The sequence below is a fragment of the Enterococcus sp. 5B3_DIV0040 genome (assembly GCF_002140755.1).
Taxonomy (GTDB): domain Bacteria; phylum Bacillota; class Bacilli; order Lactobacillales; family Enterococcaceae; genus Enterococcus_D; species Enterococcus_D casseliflavus.
In genome coordinates, this window is sequence record NZ_NGLC01000003.1 from 134,134 (window position 1) to 154,238 (window position 20,105).

The 20,105-nt window shown below is 38.2% G+C and carries 26 protein-coding genes; 25 read left to right on the forward strand and 1 reads right to left on the reverse strand.

From position 1 onward, the window contains the following. Positions 1 to 7 precede the first annotated feature (7 nt). The 14 genes from A5883_RS17835 to A5883_RS17895 all read left to right on the forward strand — a co-directional run bounded on the left by A5883_RS17835 (position 8) and on the right by A5883_RS17895 (position 12,798). Positions 8 to 2,323 carry a pLS20_p028 family conjugation system transmembrane protein gene (locus tag A5883_RS17835; RefSeq protein ID WP_086339228.1) on the forward strand — a complete coding sequence of 772 codons (2,316 nt, stop codon included), beginning with the start codon at positions 8 to 10 and terminating at the stop codon, positions 2,321 to 2,323. After that, on the forward strand, positions 2,313 to 2,624 hold the full coding sequence (locus A5883_RS17840; protein WP_086339229.1) for a DUF5592 family protein: 312 nt from the start codon (positions 2,313 to 2,315) through the stop codon (positions 2,622 to 2,624). The genes A5883_RS17835 and A5883_RS17840 overlap by 11 nt, the downstream gene beginning before the upstream one ends. Positions 2,625 to 2,628: 4 nt before the next feature. Continuing rightward, entirely contained in the window at positions 2,629 to 3,195 is a 567-nt protein-coding gene (locus A5883_RS17845) for a hypothetical protein (RefSeq protein ID WP_086339230.1), read from the forward strand. A 9-nt stretch (positions 3,196 to 3,204) separates the two neighbouring features. Beyond that, entirely contained in the window at positions 3,205 to 3,672 is a 468-nt protein-coding gene (locus A5883_RS19610) for a hypothetical protein (protein WP_254907900.1), read from the forward strand. Positions 3,673 to 3,702: 30 nt separating this feature from the next. After that, complete coding sequence (locus A5883_RS17850) at positions 3,703 to 5,136, forward strand: ATPase (RefSeq protein ID WP_254907901.1); 1,434 nt, start codon at positions 3,703 to 3,705, stop codon at positions 5,134 to 5,136. Positions 5,137 to 5,168: 32 nt separating this feature from the next. After that, positions 5,169 to 6,290, forward strand: a complete 1,122-nt coding sequence (locus tag A5883_RS17855) for a lysozyme family protein (RefSeq protein WP_086339231.1) — start codon at positions 5,169 to 5,171, stop codon at positions 6,288 to 6,290. Between the two features lie 12 nt (positions 6,291 to 6,302). Next, positions 6,303 to 6,959: a hypothetical protein gene (locus A5883_RS17860; protein WP_086339232.1), complete on the forward strand. Its 657-nt coding sequence runs from the start codon at positions 6,303 to 6,305 to the stop codon at positions 6,957 to 6,959. A 28-nt stretch (positions 6,960 to 6,987) separates the two neighbouring features. Further along, complete coding sequence (locus A5883_RS17865; protein WP_086339233.1) at positions 6,988 to 7,194, forward strand: hypothetical protein; 207 nt, start codon at positions 6,988 to 6,990, stop codon at positions 7,192 to 7,194. Next, positions 7,181 to 8,008 carry a hypothetical protein gene (locus A5883_RS17870; RefSeq protein WP_086339234.1) on the forward strand — a complete coding sequence of 276 codons (828 nt, stop codon included), beginning with the start codon at positions 7,181 to 7,183 and terminating at the stop codon, positions 8,006 to 8,008. Before A5883_RS17865 ends, A5883_RS17870 begins: the two co-directional genes overlap by 14 nt. A gap of 821 nt (positions 8,009 to 8,829) precedes the next feature. After that, positions 8,830 to 9,621, forward strand: coding sequence for a hypothetical protein (locus A5883_RS17875; protein WP_086339235.1), 792 nt, complete (start codon positions 8,830 to 8,832; stop codon positions 9,619 to 9,621). 20 nt (positions 9,622 to 9,641) lie between these two features. Further along, positions 9,642 to 11,402, forward strand: coding sequence for a type IV secretory system conjugative DNA transfer family protein (locus tag A5883_RS17880; RefSeq protein WP_086339236.1), 1,761 nt, complete (start codon positions 9,642 to 9,644; stop codon positions 11,400 to 11,402). Further along, positions 11,347 to 11,805, forward strand: a complete 459-nt coding sequence (locus A5883_RS19745; RefSeq protein ID WP_086339237.1) for a CPBP family intramembrane glutamic endopeptidase — start codon at positions 11,347 to 11,349, stop codon at positions 11,803 to 11,805. Before A5883_RS17880 ends, A5883_RS19745 begins: the two co-directional genes overlap by 56 nt. Positions 11,806 to 11,824: 19 nt before the next feature. Beyond that, positions 11,825 to 12,100 (forward strand): helix-turn-helix domain-containing protein, encoded by a 276-nt coding sequence (locus A5883_RS19750; RefSeq protein ID WP_176324025.1) that lies wholly within the window; start codon positions 11,825 to 11,827, stop codon positions 12,098 to 12,100. Further along, positions 12,082 to 12,798, forward strand: a complete 717-nt coding sequence (locus tag A5883_RS17895) for a hypothetical protein (RefSeq protein WP_086339239.1) — start codon at positions 12,082 to 12,084, stop codon at positions 12,796 to 12,798. The genes A5883_RS19750 and A5883_RS17895 overlap by 19 nt, the downstream gene beginning before the upstream one ends. A 346-nt stretch (positions 12,799 to 13,144) precedes the next feature. Here A5883_RS17895 and pepG1 read toward each other — a convergent pair whose 3' ends face one another. Continuing rightward, positions 13,145 to 13,285 (reverse strand): type I toxin-antitoxin system toxin PepG1, encoded by a 141-nt coding sequence (pepG1, locus tag A5883_RS17900; protein ID WP_086339240.1) that lies wholly within the window; start codon positions 13,283 to 13,285, stop codon positions 13,145 to 13,147. A gap of 226 nt (positions 13,286 to 13,511) precedes the next feature. Here pepG1 and A5883_RS17905 point away from each other — a divergent pair, with 226 nt between their 5' ends. The 11 genes from A5883_RS17905 to A5883_RS17945 all read left to right on the forward strand — a co-directional run bounded on the left by A5883_RS17905 (position 13,512) and on the right by A5883_RS17945 (position 19,861). Continuing rightward, complete coding sequence (locus tag A5883_RS17905) at positions 13,512 to 14,072, forward strand: hypothetical protein (protein ID WP_086339241.1); 561 nt, start codon at positions 13,512 to 13,514, stop codon at positions 14,070 to 14,072. Positions 14,073 to 14,093: 21 nt separating this feature from the next. Then, positions 14,094 to 15,206, forward strand: a complete 1,113-nt coding sequence (locus tag A5883_RS17910) for a hypothetical protein (RefSeq protein WP_086339242.1) — start codon at positions 14,094 to 14,096, stop codon at positions 15,204 to 15,206. Between the two features lie 554 nt (positions 15,207 to 15,760). Beyond that, positions 15,761 to 16,285 carry a hypothetical protein gene (locus A5883_RS17915; RefSeq protein ID WP_086339243.1) on the forward strand — a complete coding sequence of 175 codons (525 nt, stop codon included), beginning with the start codon at positions 15,761 to 15,763 and terminating at the stop codon, positions 16,283 to 16,285. A gap of 29 nt (positions 16,286 to 16,314) precedes the next feature. Then, complete coding sequence (locus tag A5883_RS19300; protein WP_176324026.1) at positions 16,315 to 16,458, forward strand: hypothetical protein; 144 nt, start codon at positions 16,315 to 16,317, stop codon at positions 16,456 to 16,458. A gap of 20 nt (positions 16,459 to 16,478) precedes the next feature. Further along, the gene (locus A5883_RS17920; protein WP_086339244.1) at positions 16,479 to 16,820 is read left to right on the forward strand and encodes a hypothetical protein; all 342 of its coding nucleotides are present in this window, start codon (positions 16,479 to 16,481) and stop codon (positions 16,818 to 16,820) included. Then, positions 16,817 to 16,975 carry a hypothetical protein gene (locus A5883_RS19305; RefSeq protein WP_176324027.1) on the forward strand — a complete coding sequence of 53 codons (159 nt, stop codon included), beginning with the start codon at positions 16,817 to 16,819 and terminating at the stop codon, positions 16,973 to 16,975. The genes A5883_RS17920 and A5883_RS19305 overlap by 4 nt, the downstream gene beginning before the upstream one ends. Positions 16,976 to 17,005: 30 nt before the next feature. Then, entirely contained in the window at positions 17,006 to 17,494 is a 489-nt protein-coding gene (ssb, locus tag A5883_RS17925) for a single-stranded DNA-binding protein (protein ID WP_086339245.1), read from the forward strand. 514 nt (positions 17,495 to 18,008) lie between these two features. After that, positions 18,009 to 18,335, forward strand: coding sequence for a hypothetical protein (locus A5883_RS17930; protein WP_086339246.1), 327 nt, complete (start codon positions 18,009 to 18,011; stop codon positions 18,333 to 18,335). Positions 18,336 to 18,476: 141 nt separating this feature from the next. Next, a complete protein-coding gene (locus A5883_RS17935) occupies positions 18,477 to 18,629 on the forward strand; it encodes a hypothetical protein (protein ID WP_254907902.1) in 153 nt (50 codons plus the stop codon). Between the two features lie 60 nt (positions 18,630 to 18,689). Beyond that, positions 18,690 to 19,451 carry an N-6 DNA methylase gene (locus A5883_RS17940; RefSeq protein WP_086339247.1) on the forward strand — a complete coding sequence of 254 codons (762 nt, stop codon included), beginning with the start codon at positions 18,690 to 18,692 and terminating at the stop codon, positions 19,449 to 19,451. Between the two features lie 83 nt (positions 19,452 to 19,534). Beyond that, complete coding sequence (locus tag A5883_RS17945; protein WP_086339248.1) at positions 19,535 to 19,861, forward strand: hypothetical protein; 327 nt, start codon at positions 19,535 to 19,537, stop codon at positions 19,859 to 19,861. Positions 19,862 to 20,105 lie beyond the last annotated feature (244 nt).

Sequence of the window (20,105 nt, forward strand, 5' to 3'; positions counted from 1 at the left end):
AGAAGGAATGGAAGAACAAGCTTTAGAATTTCTACTTCGATATTCCGATTGGATCAAAGACGCAGGATTTTTTAGTTCTATTTGGCACATGTTTATCATGTGGTTAATTAAAATATCTTATCACATTGCCGTTTACACAGAAAAGGTCATTGATCAGATTTTTAAAGTCACAGGCTTTCTTGACGAGGGGATGATTGGGACCGTTTATACCAGCATGCGAATCTTGGCGGCTTCTATATTAACGGTGACACTCCTTTATATCGTTTACAAGTATATGTTCAGTGATCGTGTTGATTTAAAAGGAAGCCTTCTTCGATGGGTTATTTTCTTAAATTTGATTATTTATCTTCCTGGGTTGATGAACTCGGCTATGGATGTGACGAAAGCAACCTTTGATGCCACGAAAGACCTACATGGCACTGGATCAAGCTTATCCTACAATATCGTGCAAAGTAATATGGCGGATCTTACTTACTTATCGAGAAATGGCTTTGAATTACTTGATAGCAGCGACACAAAAGACCGGACAATGAATCTATCGGAAAATGCGTTTAAAAACGCCGATTTAACAGAAATGATTTTACCTAGTGATATCGGAGATTTAAAGAAAACAGCAAGCAATGAAGAAAATACAGAAGCTTTAGGTTATCAAATCAAGGTAGCAGATGATGGATCACTTTATGCGGACAAAATTAAAAATGGTTGGTTTTCAACGTTTGATAATGGGAAATTCCGATTTAGTGCAGATACTTCAACGATTTTGATTTCCTTATGGACAATGACATTTGTGTATCTTTGTTCAGGATTCACCATAGGTGCAGCCATCTTAGAATTGGTTTTTGCTCGAATTTTGTTCCCAGTTTTGGCGGCCATGGATATTGAAACTGGTCAAAAAGTGAAACGGATTTTTGAAGATATGGGCAATACGTTCGTGACGATCATGCTGACTGGTTTTTCAATCAGCTTATTTTCGATTTACTTCACCTATCTTGCCACATTGAACCTAAATATAGTCGCTTATGCCATTTTATGTCTTGTGGGTGTGTCTATGGCAATGACTGGTCCAAGAACCTTTGGGAAATATTTAGGTGTGGATACCAGCGTTCGAAGTGGGTTCAAATCAATCGTGGGTGGATACTATGGGGCGAAAGCGGCCATGGGCATTGGAAAATCTGCAGTTGGTTTAGGCGAAGCAGCGTTGCATGCACCGGAAACAATACGCGCGACAGGTGGCAAAATCAAGAATGGTGTCGCCAATAAACTAGATAGCGATAAGAAAATGCTGAAGAATATTGGTGAGGGCGCTCAAGATGGATTCAATAAAGCTAAGGATCATATCGACAATAAACTTGATGATAAAGTCGATGAAATCTTTGATAACCCACCAACGAATTTAGAAAACAGTAGTCCGATTCCAGAAGAGCAGTACGAAAAAGAGAATCTCAACCAATCGATCGATGGACAAGAAACTTCCAAAAATGAAGAAAGTAAAGATACCGATAAACCTACTGGTGAGCTTGATCAAGACGGAAAAGCCATTACAGCTGAAGGGGATAACAGTACGCACCAAGAACACAACACAGTACAAGATTCAGCTGACGAGAAATCTGTTTCTGATAGTGAGCTGAATACTGAAGGGCATGATTTGTCTGAAACCTCTGAAGCTCATGGAGAAGAAACCGACGAGAACGGAAAAGTGATCGTTCAAGATTCTTCAACGAAAGAGGATAAAACGATAAATGACGCTTCAGGTATCGACATAAATGGATCGGATCAACGTCCTGAAAAAATGGAAAATGAAGAACAAACGAATGGTAAACCGTCGGTTGATTCAGACGGAAGTACCGAATCTGATACTCAGAATAAAATGAATCCAGCAGTTGAAAATCCTGACAAGAAAAAAGTTAGCGAGGGTTCAGAAGAAGCACCTAAGAAAAACCCTACAGAAGTTGATGCACCTCAAGTAGCGCAAAATGCGGATGATTCTACGCAGAAACAGGTCGTACAAACTGAACAGTCAACCCCAGCAAGAAAAGAAGAACAGGTTGAAGGGAATCGCCCTGAAACTGTTTCTAAGGTCACTGAATCGACAAAGGATAATCAAGGGTCGACAAGACAGGAACAAGGAGCTATGAAGCCGTCAGAAACCTTAAAATCAACAGATAGAACAATTTATAAGGAATCTGAAGCGAAACCAATTTGGGAAGAAAAGAAACAAAGTGACACGCGATTTGCAAGTGCAAATGACAGCCTGAAGAACATGAATGCAGAAGATTATTTGCCACCAAGAAATAATGATCGAGGTGATAGAAATGGCGAATAAATACCAACAGATGAAAATCCAAAAAAATATTAAACAAGAAGTCCGACTGAAGGCGTTCTACTTTTTGGATCTCGCATTGATTCTAGGACTTTGTGGCGGCATGTTTTATCTGCAAGAGTTGATTCAGCTGCCTATTGGTCATTTTATCTTAGTTGAATGTTTGTTATTTGCTTTAGGCATATTCTTATGCGCGAAACCAAGTAGCAATGGTGGGCATAGAAACCTCTACACTCTTTATTGTCTGCTTAAAATGGATCGGACTACCTACGGCGTTCAGAGCTATAAGAAAGGAGGAAATTAGCGCAATGGCAAAGATAAAACAAGGAACAAGTCAGAAAAAGCGTCCCCTGAAAAAAGGGGAGCTTCCTTCTGTACAAGAAGTAATCCCTATCAAAAGAATGGATCAAAACGACGTTGTGAAGGACGACGATAGCTATTTGGCTTTCTTGAAGGTTTCTACCCAAGATATCAACGGACTCAGCGCACAAGAGCAACAGCAAGCACAGTCTCAATTTGAAAACCTCTCACGGATCTATGACGATGATATGAGTATTTTATCCATGATGTTTCCTACAAACATTGATTCTAACCTAACCTTTTGGAATAAAAAGCTGATGCAAGCAAGAAAAAGACAAAACATGGCGCAAATGGTGATTTGTCGAGAACAAATTCAGCGCCTCTTGTGGGTAGAAATGGAATTATCCAATCTGGAGTTTTACTTCATGGTCTATGGAAAAACAAAAAAAGACATCGTTCTGGCCAAGACGTTACTAAAACGTTCTGGTGGATCACTGCTAAAAATCAAAGACGTGAGTGCAGGTCAGACGGAACAAATACTGACAAAACTATTTAATATGAATACAGCGATTTAGGAGGAAATTATGCTATCGAGAAAAGAAGTATTGGATCTAGAAAAAAAGGGTTATGACTTAGACTTTATTTCTAGAATTCAGCCCCAGGGTGGGTTTAAGCCGACGGAAGACAAAATTATCGCTGGTGACGGCGTGTATGCGACGTTGCACGTTTATGAGCTTCCGAAAAATCCAGTGCCTTTTTGGCTTACCGCCCTAATGGGGAATAGCAACACAATAACGAAGGTTGATATTGCCCCTTTAGAAAAAGAACGTGCCTTGAAGGATATCAACAATTCTTTGAACGAATATCGGGAACAGGCAACAGAAGGACGGACACAAACTGATCGAAACGACGCCGCAGCTGAGTATGTGGCTCTAGAACGCTATGCTTCACAAATCAAGCAAGGGGGGGAGGTAACGAAATTAATTGATATCCGGATCTATTTGGTCGCCGATACCCAAGAGGAACTAGACAAGGAATTTACTACACTTTGAAAATCACTCAAAGCTTCAGACTACAAAGTTGTGGCATTTATTGGAAAACCGCTAACTGAATGGCTCGCTTTTGCCCAAAGCTACACCGAGCAACAGAAGATGCCAGGGGCAAGAGCAGGACTCACCGTCGGTACAACAGCAATCGGCGGTAGTTACCCGTTCAATCATAAATATTTAGTTGATCCAAGAGGGCAATATTTGGGTCAAACAGACACAGGTGGACCGTTCATTTATGATCCTTTTTACGTAACCAGCGTACGTAAATCCTTCAGCTCAATCCTTCTAGGAAAACCAGGAATGGGGAAGTCCACTCTCCTCAAGTTGATTGAGGAGGGGCTGTTTGGGAGGAATACGTGTATACGAGGATTCGAAAAAAATGGTGACTGGAAAAAGACGATCGGACACCAAAAGGGCAGAATCGTTGATTTGTCTGGAAGAGGCGGCATGTTAAATCCCCTGGAACCATTGGCCACAATTACGGATGAAACTGGAACGAAGATCGATCAGCTCAATAGTTATTTGCAACATCGAGCAAAATTCTTTAATCAAATTCGCTTCTTGAATCCGTCAATGCGTTCAGTTGATGTTCTCGATTTTGGAAAAATACTTGACGCTTTTTACATTGAAAAAGGACTTCTACCGGATAATTATATGGCAAAAGAAAATCAAATGAATATTAATATCATTGGTTTAGATCCCAAACAGTATCCAATCATGAGTGAATTTAATACCTTCTTAAATCAATATGTAAATAATGGCTATAAAGATCGAGTAACAAGTGTGAAAATGGTCGAAATGGAGAACTTCCTCTCTGTCATAGATTCAATGACCAACCAGTATGGTTCGATATTCAATGGTACTACGTCATTTAAGAATTTGAATGATGAACAGGTATTGTTTTTCGATATTGAAACGATCGGTCACTTTGACACAGAAATATACAAGTGCCTTTTGTTTACGGCTATGAACATTGTTTGGAATCAAGCACTGAACAACGGTCGGCGACAAAAAATCGCACTTGCGAATAATGAAATCGAGATCGACGATGTGGTATTCTTTGCTTTCTTCTTAGATGAGTGTCAGGAGATCCTCAGTCCGGACACGGTATTCGTCGTTACTCAAGTTGTTAAGTTCTTAAAAGAAATGCGAAAATTCTCAGCTGGTGCTTTCTTTGCGACACAATCTCCACAAGAATTGCTTCCTGAAAATTCCTCTGATGATTATATCTCAAAAATCAAACAGGTATTTGAATTGTGTTCAAGTAAGTTCTTTTTAGGGTTAGATGCTTCCGTTGCAGGCACGATGAGAAAAGCAATGGGGAGTCTCTTAACTGAAGGGCAATACAATGATTTAGCATTGATGGAACAAGGTGAAGTATTTATCAACTTAGGTGGAACGAACAACTACAAAATCACAACAGATCCTGATGAAAAACAATTGATACGATTTGCTGGGGGACATTAGTACTCAGATTTAGTTGAGGGAAGGAGGGCATTGTGTTTAGAAAAATTTTACGAGTCATAACTGGCGAAGCAACGAAAAGGGAAAAAATCATGCTTGCATTAAAGGCTTTCGGAAGTTTGTTTTTTACTACCGGTGGTCTTTTTTTAGTGTTTATTTTTGTGTCGGTCACTATGATTGTCTCCATGACGAACTCGTCAAAAGATGAAGGGGTAGGGAGCGCTGAAAATATACCGGCAGATGTATTAAAGTGGGAATCCTACTTTGTCAGAGAAGCACAAAAATACGATATTGTGGATCACGTGCCGATACTTATGGCTATCACAACAGTAGAAACTGGCGGACGTTTGCCAGACATCATGCAGTCCTCAGAGAGTGCGGGACTACCTATGAACACGATCGATAATGAACCGGATTCGATCGCTCAAGGGGTGAAACACTATGCGAGCGCATTACAGTTATCAGAAGCTGCAGGTACCGACAAATGGACAGTTGTTCAAGCTTATAACTTCGGGACAAGCTATATAGGATACGTATCACAACGCGGGAAAACTCATACGATCGATTTAGCAGAAGCTTATTCAAGGGATGTGGTAGCCCCTTCTTTAGGCAATGTTCTAGGAAGTACCTATCGCTATGTCAATGCTGTTTCAGAAGCGAATGGACGCCCCTATTTGTATTGGAATGGTGGGAATTTCCATTATGTTGATTTAGTCAGGCAGTATCTTAGTCAAGGTGAAGTTGGCGGAAACGAAGGGTTCATTTTACCGTTAAGTCCACCAAACATAACTTCATGGTTTGGTATGCGTATCTTGGGTGGAGTAGAACAATTCCATCGAGGAATCGACTTTGGCCATCCGCAAGGCACACCGATAAAAGCAATCGCTGATGGTGTCGTCATTGCATCTGAATACCATAATTCCTGGGGAAATTACGTCCGTATCGAACATGCCAACGGATATTGTAGCCTGTATGCACACAATGTTTTAAACAACGTAAAAGTCGGCGATCAGGTGAAACAAGGGGATATTATTGGTCATGTTGGAAACACCGGAAATAGTTTCGGCGCTCACCTTCATTTGGAAATTTCAACGTCACGAGATTTGACAGCCGCAAGCTTATTAGACCCAGCAGAGGTTTTGGGAATCAGTCGATGAAAGGAAAATAAGATGAAAGAAAACGAGAAAAAGATCATAGGAATTGGCGTAGGTGTAGGTGTAGTTATTTTAGCAATATTAGCTATGACAGGCTTCTTTCGCTCGGATAATGAAGAAGAACCAAGTACCGTTGAGAGTCGCACAGAAGAAACCATTTCTTCTGAAGCGTCCACTCAAATTACAGAAGATAGTACCCAAGAATCTTTATTAGAAGAAATACTTGGGGAAGAAAAAACAGAAGAATCGACAGGTGAAAGTTTAGAAGTGATCCCAGAATCAGATGTAGACAATGCGTATATCGAGTGGCAACAAATGACACAGTATGAAAGAGAAATGAAGAAAGTAAACGAGTCATTCATTGCTGCTTATTATGGAAACTTAGAACCAAAAGAACGAAATGCCAAGCTGAAAGAGTTAGTCACAGAATCTGTTTTTGAGGAAGAAGAAATGCCTGAAAGTGGCCAAGTATCCCAACCATACATTGAAGATTTAGAAACTGAATCGATCGTAAAAACTGTTGATCATATCCAAGGAACTGTAATCAATATTCTTTCAATGAAGGTCGATCATGTACCACAAAAAATGCTTGTGACAGTTTCAATGGTTCAATCAGATGGATGGATAATTGATCAAATAGGGTTCGAAGTTATTCTTTCTAATCAAGAGTAAGATCACAGAATAGAGAGGAAAAAGTGCAATGGAAGTAAACGATATCGTCATTGTTTCAGATGAATTTAAAACAACAAATGGCTATTTAATTGGACACATTGGGCGTGTTACCAGCATAAAAAAAGAAAAAGATAATCCGATTACGGTCACCTTTTTTCATACAGATGACATTAAAATCTTTCACGAATCGGAACTAACGATACTGAAAATGGGGGAGAGTAATGGGGGAAATTAAAAAATTTAAGCAAAAATATTTTGGTACAAAGAGCCAAGTATATTTCAAAACGCTGTTCGTTTTTCTCCTTTCCATAATCATTGTTTTTGTGCATGGCATGTCCCAAAAATCGGATTTGGATTACCAAGAAGTCGAATTATTTGAAGAACATTTGGTCCAACAAGGAGCCTTATCGGTTGTCAAAAAGGTCTTCAATGAAGAAGAAAAGAGCTTTCGAATGGACTTGTTTTTTGAACCAACGTCCCAATCCGTCGATGATTTACAAAGAAAAATAGAAGCTGATTTGGTCACAGATAAGAACCCAGAGGAACAAATAAAGGTAAAAGTTATTCCTGTTACCAGTCGCTATTTTGTATTAGTAGCGGAAGGAATTGAACCAGATGCAGCGACTGTAAGGTTGGATATTTCTTATTATACGACACAAGAAATGAATCAATCCTTGAGATTTTATACCTCAAAAGAGCATTCAACAGTCGAAACAGAATCAATTTTAAATACTCAAGAAATCGAATTACAAATTGATTCGATTCAAAATGATATTCGAATTCAAACCAAACTAATTGAAGAAAGTGAAAAAAATAGTCAAGAAATTAACCAAGATATTGCCCTTCGTTTAGATCAATATGAACAATTAACGGAAGAAAAAAGATTCCAAGTCGGAAGTGTTTTACAAGAAACAGAAGGTAAAATATCCGCGATAAAAAGTACCATTTCAAATTTAAACGACCAATTAGAAACAGAAAAAGATTTGAGAAATGAGGCAGTCGAACGTATTGAGTTACTAGAAAAAAGGATTGAAGAAATCAAAAAGTAAATGTACGAAGCCCTTGACCTAATCCGCCATTATTTTAATAGGGTCCGGTATTGGGTATGGTGTTGGGTCCGATATTCGAATTCTGCCAATTTATGGGTCCGGTGTTGGGTCTTTGGCGTGGACCCGCCGCCCGCCCCCGCAAATTGTGCTAAACGTTGTTATACCGCCTTTGTTGGGTGTGGGGGGTTAGCGCTCTTCGACCGCTAACCCCCCACACCCAACAATAATAAAATTTTTGCAAATTTGATTACCGGCAACATGGTATAACAAAGCACATTTGCGGGGGCGGGCGGCTAAGATAAGAGATCATATAAAGTACAAAAAAATTAAATAGATAGGATATAAAAGAATAAGAAAAGGGTGTGGAAGAGAGAAAATAAAGGGATAAGGTCAAGGTCAAAAGATCAACCCCCTACCCCCAGTCTTGGGGGTCTCGAACTAACTCCCTCCGCCCTCTTTCAATCGTTGTAAGAGGGAACTTACAACTACCCCTAGCGCCAACGCCCCTTCACCAAATCTTGAAGGGGCTGTCTTAATACCATAAAACCAAAAGAGAATGTTTGACTGATAGTTAGATTGGCATGTTGTCTTGTTCGATTCATAAACCTGAATGAGATCATATGACTGATGATAGAGTTTGGGTATGAGTTTTGATTCGAACCTAAAACCTTAAAGAATGCAGCTAACTAAGTTTTACAATGAGCACAAATGTTGTTCGAATAGAAAGAAGCGGAACCTCATTGCTTAGGCAATGATTTCCGCAGAAGGGAGAAAATAGTTCCACTATTTTCTTTTCTTAATTTGAAAGGTGAGGAAAGTATATGTTGTTAAACAATCGACTTGAACTAACTGATAGAGATTTGATGATGCTTGAAGTTGTTAATCGCTGGCGAATTGCACAACCGAAACATTTTTGTTCGTTACTTGGTTTTCCATCAATCGAATATGTACGTAAAAGAATTCGCAAATTAGAAATAAATGGATACTTAAAAAGAGATTTAAGACAAGGAAGGGAGGCGCAAATTTTTTCGCTAGGTAAGAAAGGAAAAGAGGTTCTCGAATTACAGAGTGTAGGAAAAGTGAGTGACGCAACAGTTCGTCATGAGTTGGGTGTATTAACGTGTACTTGCTTTTTTCGCGAGTATTTTCCTGAAGCAAAATTAGACTACCATTCTATTATTACGGATAGAGATTTTCGAGTTCATGAATACAAAAAAGGAAACTATCACGGTTATGGAAAAATGAATCGAACGGGTGATTTAACATTCAAGGTAGGAAACGATTGGTGGATTGTTGAATATGAGAAAGAGAAGAAAGACGCTTTTCGTTTACAGACGAATGTTAGTGCTAATAAAAACCGTGCTTACGGTCAAATTTGGGTTTATCCCAAAGTAAAAAGTTCGATTTATCATGGATTGTTAGAAGCGAAAGAGTACATTGGAATTGATGATGCTCAATTTAAATTGCTTACGTTTGAAGAGGTTGAGAAGGTACTAAAAAGACCGTCGAAGCGTCTTGCGACTCTTTCAACTAATCCTATCGATGTTCTCATTGAAGAATTCTATTCTTATTCCGAACACAGGGAAATGGACTTATTCCATACCCCTTATTAAATGAAAAGAAAGGTGAATGTATGTATCAAGATGTCGTTTTTGTTTGGCGAAGCCGATTATCAAAAGCAGGTATCGTCTTATGTTGTTTAGGAATATTTCTCTTTCCTTTACCAGGATCACTTGCTTTACTTTCGTATTTGATCCTTCAGGAATACTATGAAAAAAAATCGTCAAAGTTGATGATACTTACCTTTGGTTTTTTCCTAATTGTGGTAAGTATTTTTTATTTGAATCAGAAACAAATGAGTCGAAGTTCAATCGGCTTATTAAGCCTGATCTATACCCAACTCATTGCAAACCAAGATGGTTTTGCAAGTATGGTGGCATACGTTACAGCTGACGGATATTTCCGAGAACATTTCCTGCCGTCAGTGATTCAATGGATTTGCGGGATCAATCTATTTGGTTGGGGTATCGGAGTGATGATCGTCAGTTTCGGGCTACTATTACAGAAAAGTTCTTCAGAAATTCTCATGCACGAAACAGTCAAGCAGGAAACAAGAAGAGAAGTTATGTTGAATAGTCGAGGTGGGATCAACTTTAAAGACAAGGGGCACGTTGGTGCTTTCGGATCTACTCGTACAGGGAAGACAGCTACTATTTTGCATTATATCGAACAGGCGATTCGTGAAGGACAATTTACCGTTGTGATCGACGGTAAAGGGGGGACTTCAAACTACGATTTGAATATAGTCACCGAAAAATTGGCTAAAAAATATAACCGAAAGCTATATGTGATTAACCAATCAGAGATTTCAAAAACGAATCCGTGTAATCCGTTTAAAGGCATAACGGAGACAGAATTAAAAGATTTACTGTCTAGTTTAACCGAGTGGTCCGAAGAGCATTATCGAATTCAAGCACTTACTTACTGGCAAGTGATGGGACGTGTCATGAGAGCTGCCGACATTCAGTATAGCTTCCAAAGTATTATCAAGTATTCTGATCCCTCAAATTTCAAAAACTTAATTGAAGGACTGTATAGTCAAGACATTATTTCTAAGGAATTGTACAGTAGAGCGAAACAAGTATTAGCTTCTTGTAAAGATACTGTGGTCCAAGCGATCGGTCGTTTGGCGATTTTTAACGATGGAGACGGCCGCTATCTTTTTGGACAAGATGGTTTCACTTTACGCCAGGCATATGAGGAAGACGCAGTCGTTGTCGTGTACTTAAATGAATTCAAATACAGTGATTTTGCACGAAGCCTAGGAAAGCTGGTTGTTGCAGAGTATAAATTGTTTTTGAGTCAAAAAGCTGAAAGAGACGACCAAACAGAAGCTTTACTGGTAATGGATGAATTGGGTGTTTATGTTGATGAATCCTTTGAAGCTTTACTGAATAGAACCGCGTCCTTTAGCGTAAAAACTATCGTAGCTATGCAGGTAATCGCTGATGTAAATAAAGTTTCAGAAGAATTAACGAAACAGATTCTTGGTAATCTAACCAATTTTGTCATTCTACGTACAGATGATGATACAGCAAATGAATTATCAAAATTCATTGGAACAGAAAAACAAGTGAAGCAAACCAGTCGTAGCAATGAGGAAGGAAACACAGGAGAAAGTTCGAATAATGTGGTAGACGAATTTGTGATCAATCCAAATAAGATCAAGCGGCTTCCTAATCTTCATGGGTATTATTATTCTCACAATCGCCCAGGAGAACCCTCGAAATTTGTTACAACCTTTGTAAAAACTGGAAAGGAGAAGCCGACTAAAGAAAATGAGCGCAAAATTCATAAGAAAAAACCTGAAAGAATTGTTCTATCAAAAAAATAATCTGAATTGGGGCTTATTTGTCTTCAGTTTGGCGTTATTAGTTGGCTCCTCGTGGATCGTAACGTCCGCAGCTAACCATTTTTTTGGTGTCCCACCATTTGAAAATATCGCGCGTTCAGCAAGTCTCTTCAGTTTGATCGGAAGCATTACATGGGTACCGGTGATCGAGGAAATGATTTTTAGGAAATACCTAGTATCACTGCTACAAAAGATATTTTCTTGGAAAATAAGTGCAGGAATTTCTAGTTTCGTGTTCGCCATTCTTCATGGGCAAACGAACTTTTTGCCCTTTTTAATAAATGGACTCATTTATTCATGGACCATGAAAAAAAGTGGAACGATCGTTATGCCAATTCTGCTTCACATGGCGTATAACCTAATTGCAATAAAAACACAAATATAGTAAGGAGGACACCAAAATAGTGGTAAGGAAGGAGAAAACAATATTCAGTCAGCGATTATCCTCTCTTAGAGAAGAACGATATTTGACGCTGAGTGATATCAGTGAGCTTTTTGATCCGCCTGTAAGTAAAAGTACGGTCAGTAATTGGGAAAATGGTCATATGTATCCCAAGGGCCAACGGCTGATCGTTCTGTGTGATTTTTACAATGTAAGCATTGACTACCTGTACGGTCGTACAGATAGTCGAAAAATGAATAAAGAGGAGCGGATACAATCATGTACGAATACAAATTAATAGAAAAACTAAAATCAATCTATTGGCCGGGATTTTTATTAGAAAGCAGCAACGTGGTCGCACTCAAGATACTTATTGTTTTGTGTACACTTCTTATAGCATCTAATGGTACGACAATAAAAGAAGAGCTCATTTCATTTGCTTCTATGAATGATCTATCGTTAAATGGAGAGCTAGTGAGCGTTGAGTCTTTGAATAATGGTATTAATCTGATACTATTTTCGTCTATTTTCTATCTATCAGCATTTTTAACAGTTTTCTTGATGATTCGAATACAGGGAAATCCAAACATGAAAATGAATGGACCAATGAAGATTTGCCTAATTTTAATTGTTTCATCCGGACTAGTTAGAGCTTCTTACCAGGGTTCTGAAAGTATGTTTATGATCGGAATTGTTATCTGCTTATTGATTATGATATCTGTAAAAGTCAACACAGTAATCTTATGGCGTAAATACTTGAAGCCGCTTGTTAGAGCAAATACGGTTTGGGATCTGCCAGGAAGACTAGAAAATATAACCGAGGAGATTTCCGATGACCGCGTAGCCCTTTTTGCTTGTCTTTTTCGGAGCTATTTACCAGATAATGGTGTGATTATTTTAGAATCTTTACAAAGAAATGAGAGTCTGTCTTGTCAGTGGCTGGAAGTAACCTATCGATTAAAAAATTCGAATCGACGTTTAAAAAAAAGTGATTGACATACCTGACTTAAAGAAAGCGAATGACATTCCTGATGAAAGTCCAAGTAACTAAATAATGACACCTGATCTATTACTAAGAGAAGCACAAATTTTTCTTCTCTTCAGGTGGATTTTTTTTTGTTGCCCCGACACTCCGACCGCCTCCACCGCTTACGGGGCAACAAAAAAAGGAAAGACAAGCTTTCCCTTTTCGGCGTTTATGTGGTTTTTTCAGCGCTACCATGGTATAATAAGTATGTAAAGAGGAGTTGCGTCAACAACTCCCCAATGACAGCACCGTTTAAAGAACGGTGACAGATTAAGTTATTTTAAAAAATAAGCCGACCTCTGCTAAAGTGACGGCTTATTTTTTGTCGTTTCTAAGCATTTTCACAATCAGACTGATCAAAGCAATGGTAAACATACCAAAGCCAAGGATGGTCTGAATTGTTTCATATGCAGACAAAAGGCTTCTCCTTTCATAAGATTTTGTGAGTATTTTCATACGCACCACCTTCTTTCAAGGATTCGCCACCGTCGATTAAACTTTACTGTCACCTACTATTATACCATATGAACCAGTCTAAATCCTTAATTCTAAGGCATTTGGACTGGTTTTTTCTTTGCTGCATAGAGGTATTTCTTCCTTCGCTCCAACCACCACCGCCGCTACGGAAGAAGCCATGTGATCACTTCTAAAAAGGTCAAAATACTAGAAAGAGGGCGATTAAATGATTCAAACTAAGTATGTAAATTTTTCGGAAGATGGGACAATCATACAAGGAACATTGAGAAGAATAGAACGGATTAGTAGAGTACCTTGTCTATATGAACAAAATATTATTGAGTTTAATACGCAAGATCGTGAACACTTTCAAACAACAATAAAGAATATTTTATTATTTAGCAAATCTGAAGAGGAGTGTGTATATGAAATAACAAATTCGAAAATATTTGAGAATAGCGCTTCTTCACCTCTTGATCTAATCAATCATATGACGACTAAAATTATCCACACACTAAAAAAATGGGATTATCAGCTTATATTCATAACAATAACTGAAGAGACCAATCGAAGAAAATTACTAGATTTTCTGAGAAATGAATGTCTTGCATTCAAGTTGATCCTGATTATCAATCAATCCACTGAAAGTATATTACCGATAATTCAAAAAAATCTTACGAATACACAATCCATAGTTAATGTTGTAGGGTATCGCGAATACTATGATGAAAATTTTGATTTAATTGATCAGATATACAAAGTTATTAAGTATAGAATCATGATATAATGAATAAAAAAGGATAATTATATGGTTCAGAAATTTTATGCTTATTACAAAGGAAAGCCGATTAACGCCTATAAGGGTCTTAAACTAAAATTTGATAGGAAAATTTCTGTAAAAAAAGAATTAGCAGAAATATTTGATTCACCAAATAAAAAAATAGCGAAGCCTGTATTCCCCAAAGCAGGTAAGTACTTACCTTTCTATTCCTACTATAAAGATTCTGGAACAACTCCTCAGACTTCTGGTGAAGGGAAGAATTTTACAATAGCGCATGTACTGTTTAAATCGATTTTTGCTGATTTGAAAGAATTTACAATTCAGCAAGGAAACAACGATGCTATATCAGTCAGCGTAAAAAAATGTTATCCAGAATACAGAGTGAAGATATCTGAAAACAATGAACGAATTATTGAAATATTGTATACATTGGAAAAAACTTTTCCTTATAGTTACTATTACAAATGGAATGGATGTCTTGCTGTTGAAATATCACGAACCAATCGAATTGAAAAGACCAAGGTAGATGACTTAGAAGGAAAAGGGATCCAAATATTTGAAGTACCTGTACCCAAAGATGTGGTAGAAGGTTTGAACTATAAAGAAAAATATCTGACAAAAAATGATAAAAGTAAAATTATGTCAGAAACGGAGTTTGAATCATTATATAAAAAATACAGTTATCTTTATACATCCACTAACTTTATCGCTTATGGTAAATTTCTTGGAACTGCAGAATATCTAACTCCCATATGGAAAGAAAGGTACATGGAAATGAACAAGTACGAAGAACAGCTATCTCAATTGAAATCAGATATCGAAGAACAGCAAAGCAAGTGCAATAAAATGGAATTATCCATACAAGAAAAAATAAATGAATTAACAGAATTGAATAATAATATTAAAGAGGCTGAACATGTGTTAGGTGACATTGAAAAGTTAAAAAATGACAATGCTCGACTTAATGATTTATTGGCCCAAGAAAAGCAAGACAACCAAAATATCTCAATGGACTTGAAACAGACCAAGAAAGACCTAAAAAAATGTGAAGGGTATTCTCAAGAGCTATTGGAAAATAAAAAGTTCTCTAAAATAAAGAATCAAATTAAAGTGATCGTTAACAAAATAAATGGCAATTAAACAGCTGAATAGGCTGTTTTTTTGTTCATTAAAAACGGTAAAAATACTTTTCTCCAAATAAGGTCAAAAGAATCAAAACAAAGTACAAGTAATAAGAGAAGCGGAACCTCATTGACAAGCAATGATTTCCGCAGGGCGTAAGATTCCGATGCCGGAATCTTTTTTAGATTGTATTGACTGTCAGAGCGCAACGGATTTGTTTCATTCCTGTTTCTTGGTTTCGCGCCTATCGAGCAGCTGCTATCGGTTTGGCGAGAGTGCTTATACACCTTCCGCATTCAGAAAAAGAAGGGGCGGAAAAACTTTTGCAAAGAACACAAAACTTTTTCCTACAGCACTCCCTTTTTTTCTACCTGCTACAGGTGTAAGGGCTAAGCACGCCAACCCGCTATCAGCTTCAGCTCGAAATGATCGATATCAACCAACAAAGAAAGGAGAATTCTAAACAAATCGTTGCAGACAGTCAATACAATCAAATTTTTTCACCACCCACAAATCGCTTAACTGAAATGAACTTGTCAGGAACAAAAACCGACCAATAAGGAGAGATTCACATGGAAATTACCGCAGTAAATATCAAAAAGAGTTTGAGAGAGCAAGGAATTGATACGAAAAAGGTACGCATTCGGGTTGAAATGGTGGGCTACGGTAGCACTTCTATCAAAGTAAAATTACATGATTTAACGCTTGAAACTGAAAAAGTTCGTCACGAAATCCAAAAACGGTGGGGGAGCATTCGCTATGACGAAAAAGTACAAGGTGAGATTTTAGAAGGCTGTAATACGTACGTGTTTTGCGATTATGATGATGATGTTATAGAGCAAGCGATTCAAGCGAGATATGCGCAAGCAGAAACTATTTATCAACAGTTAGAGCAGTTAGACACATACGATGGTGAACAAATATTTGAAACTGAAACGATGAGAGCCGTTGCCTTTTTCAAAGACAAATCAATTTCATTGATGATGAAAGACCGGTCTAGTGATATTCGTTACCGAAGACATACGTTAAACAGTGTTTACGATTTAGCCCATGCCCTTGTTTTCCTCGAAACGATCGGACATTTTGGGGAACTCTAAGCCAAAGAATCAGGAAAGGAATGATTGAAATGCCAATTAATTGGATAGAGTTGGGCGAAAAATATACGTTGACCGAATTAGAGGGAATCAAGCAGGCAATCGAATCATTGAAGGACTTACACAAAGAACAGCACCAAGACAAGGAAAAGGAGGTATACGAAAGGGTTTCATAACCCTTTCGTACAAAAGAAAAATGAAAATCAATGACGGTAAAAAATATAAATTTAAAACTTCATTTGTCTTTCAGGAAGAAGAAATTTTACAGGAGGACATTATCGGAATCAACGATATCGAGTTACCAGTAGCCTATTGCGACGTGTATCGTGAAGATGAATATGGTATGAAACGGCTCAGAACGATTGAAATCAACTTGGCACGCTTAAAACAATCGATCGATTTTGAGAGTGAAGCGACTTATTACGGTGAGTGTGAAGAATGTCGCTACATGTTAAACGAATACCCAAGCGGTGCTTGGGGCGTTGGGTACGTTTGCGCACCTTGTGCAAAAAAACTAAGAGGTGAATATGAACTTTGACAGCTAAATATACGCCAACAAATCAAGAAGGAAGGTCTGAAAGTCAAAACCTTGGGCGTGGGTTACCAATCCACGCCGAGGGTTCGGCTGAAGACGAAGAACTATTTTTAGAATTGTTACAAAAAATGCAAGAAGAACACCCAGAAGATGACTAAAAATAAAGTAGATGAAAAGAGGAAATAATTATGATCAACAATATAACTTTAGTAGGACGCTTAACGAAAGACCCAGAATTGCGCTACACAGCTAACGGTACAGGGGTAGCGACGTTTACCCTTGCCATCAATCGAAACTTTACCAACCAAGCCGGAGAGCGTGAAGCAGACTTCGTTCAGTGTGTGATTTGGAGAAAGCCAGCGGAAACACTTGCTAATTATGCTCGCAAGGGAACATTACTAGGAGTGACCGGACGAATCCAAACACGTTCTTATGACAACCAACAAGGACAGCGTGTTTATGTAACTGAAGTTGTAGCAGAGAATTTTCAATTGTTGGAATCTAAGGCAACAAGCGAACAACGACAAAGCACACAAGCAAGTCAACCCACTCAGCAAGCCAATCGTCAGAATTACAACGAGCCATTAACATCCGGTTTCCCAAGTGATAGCGACATGCCAGCAGTCGCACCAGTAGGAGCCACGTTAGACGTTTCAGATGATGATTTGCCATTTTAAAGCAGAACAAGGAGGTCAGCCGCTTCGGCGGTTGACCTAGTACATAAAAAATGAAGGAACAAGAGAAGCGGAACCTCCTTGCTAAAGCAATGAGATCCGCAGGTGGAAAGATTCCGTACCGGAATCTTGGTTAGATTTGAAGAAATATCAGGGCGTTGGGCATTTGTTTCACTCCTGTTCGTTGTTTCGACCATCGATCATGCTGCTATCGGGTTGGCTAGTTCGCTTATACACCAGCGCCAGTCAGAAAAAAAGGGGCGAAAAAACTTTTGCAAAGATCACAAAACTTTTTTCTACAGCATTCCCTTTTTTTCTGCCTATCACCGGTGTAAGTTCTAAGCACGCCAAACCGCTATCAGCTATGCTCGAATGTCCGAGATCAACAACGAAGAAAGGAGAAATAAAAACAAATGCCCAATGACATTTCTTAAAATCAAAACTTTTCGCCACCCACAAATCGCTTAACTCAAATGGATTTGTAAAGACAAAAAACAAAAAATGGAGGAGATTTCAAATGGAATTTATCACAAATAACGCAATGATTGTTACGGCACTACCAAGCTTCAAAAAAGAGGTGAAGAAGGCACACGGCTTTGCTCAAGCATTGTTTGGGGGTTCAGTCACAACGATAGTAACAAATCCAATCGGTTATCAGACATTTTTTATCAGTATGACTGGTGCGTTGGAAGGAAGTGACCAATACAAGGAATTTGAAAGTAAAAGAGGAGAATTCACTGAATTCATTGTTAGTTTTGGTTTTGAAGACGATTCTAATCTTTTCCAATTAATCGATGTTTCGTACAACGAAGTGGGAAAAATCGCGATTGATAACAGCTTGTAAGAGGACAAAAAATTGTCAACCGCTTCGGCGGTTGACTGATATTTCTAAAAAGGAGACGTGATACAGATGGCTGAAGAGTTAACTTACTATGATAAAAAGTATGACCGAGGGTGGTATCGAAACGGTAAGAGGTACCGATTTTTGTATATAGTCGCAATCGGTAATGTCGCAAAGTACCAAACAAAAACCGCCTATCTAAGAAATTGGGAAACGATGTCGTGCGAGAATCTAGAATTACATGAAGAATGGTTTAAAGAAGCCGAATATTTAGGATTAGATTTGCCATTTGATTAATTTATTTTCTGATACGCAGGAAAAAGAGTGTAAAACCAACTGAAATTATTGGAGGAAAACATGAAAGACAAGCGAAACTATCGAAAAATGATCACTACGAAATTACAGAGTCTAGCAGGAAAACAAAATATCTCTACCGTTTTCTTCGATTGGGTGCATATGATGGCTTATGCTTTTTCAAACAGTGTGGATAAAGGTCAGTACGAGGAGCGAGAAGCCGCCTATTTAGCGACTGTTGTCAAATATACGAGGGAAGAAGCTTTTCTGCTTACGGACTGCTTAGGATTGCTTAGAATGGCGTTTGAATACAAAGTGCAAGATTGGCTAGGTGCAATTTACATGGAATTAAACATAAACAGTAAAAATGCAGGTCAATTTTTTACTCCTTCTCATATCGCAGAATTGATGGCTAGAATGACTTTTACCAACAATGAGCCGTTATTAGAGGAAAAGGGATGGATTGGCTACTATGAGCCATGTGTAGGTGCTGGTAGCATGATTCTTGCTTTTGCGGTCGCAATGGAAAGCGGTGGCTATAATTACCAAACACAGCTAAGAGTGCAGTGTGAAGATATTGACGAAAATTGCTTGCTGATGGCTTATGTTCAGCTTTCATTATGTGGGATCAACGCCGTATGCAAAGTGAAAAATTCCATGTCGGGTGAGGAAACCTCTACTTGGTACACACCGTTTCACATTATAAATCCCGCTTGGATCACGAGGAAGAAGCAGGAGCCAGCAACTGCACCAAAAAGAATACAAAAAAAGGAACCAGACGTTTGGGTCATTCCTGAATGTGCTGAACAACTCGCCTTGTTTTAATTGATTTTACGGAAAGAAGAAGGGCGCAAGGCTTCCTTATTCTTTGCCAAAATCTAAATTAAATCAAACTGGAGGAAATCAAGATGAAACTAAAGATTTTTGACATTGATTATGAAGAAATGTATCTAGCGATCGACAAATTAGAGAATGGAGAATCTTTGTCCGACCAGGATAGAAAGAACTTGTTGAAAATTGTTAAAAACGCTGAAGGGAGCGTGTTTCCAAACAGAAAAGATTATAAACAGCAACAACAGCGGAGGAAGCAAATAGGTGAGTTGGAGGAGCAAGAAAGGAAAGAACGACAAGAGCAGGGCTTAGAGTACATTAGAAGCGTTTCTCAGCAACAGATTGTAGATAAGATGTCTTTTCTTGTTAAAGATTCTGAAGACTTTGAAAGTAACTGGTACTAGGAAGGAGGAGTTATTTTGAATGCAAAAAGAAGAAAATCTCTGAAGGAGATTTTCGAGCAAGTAAGCGAATTAAAAAATCAATTAGAAAACTTAAATAGCAGTTATACTCGTATAATATCCACTTATGCCATTTATCGATATAAAATCTATACCATTTAAAACGAAAAATGACAATAGATTTATTAATTTTCTTTTTAAATGGAAAAAATTATTCTAATTATTTGGTGTCATTACCAATTTGTAT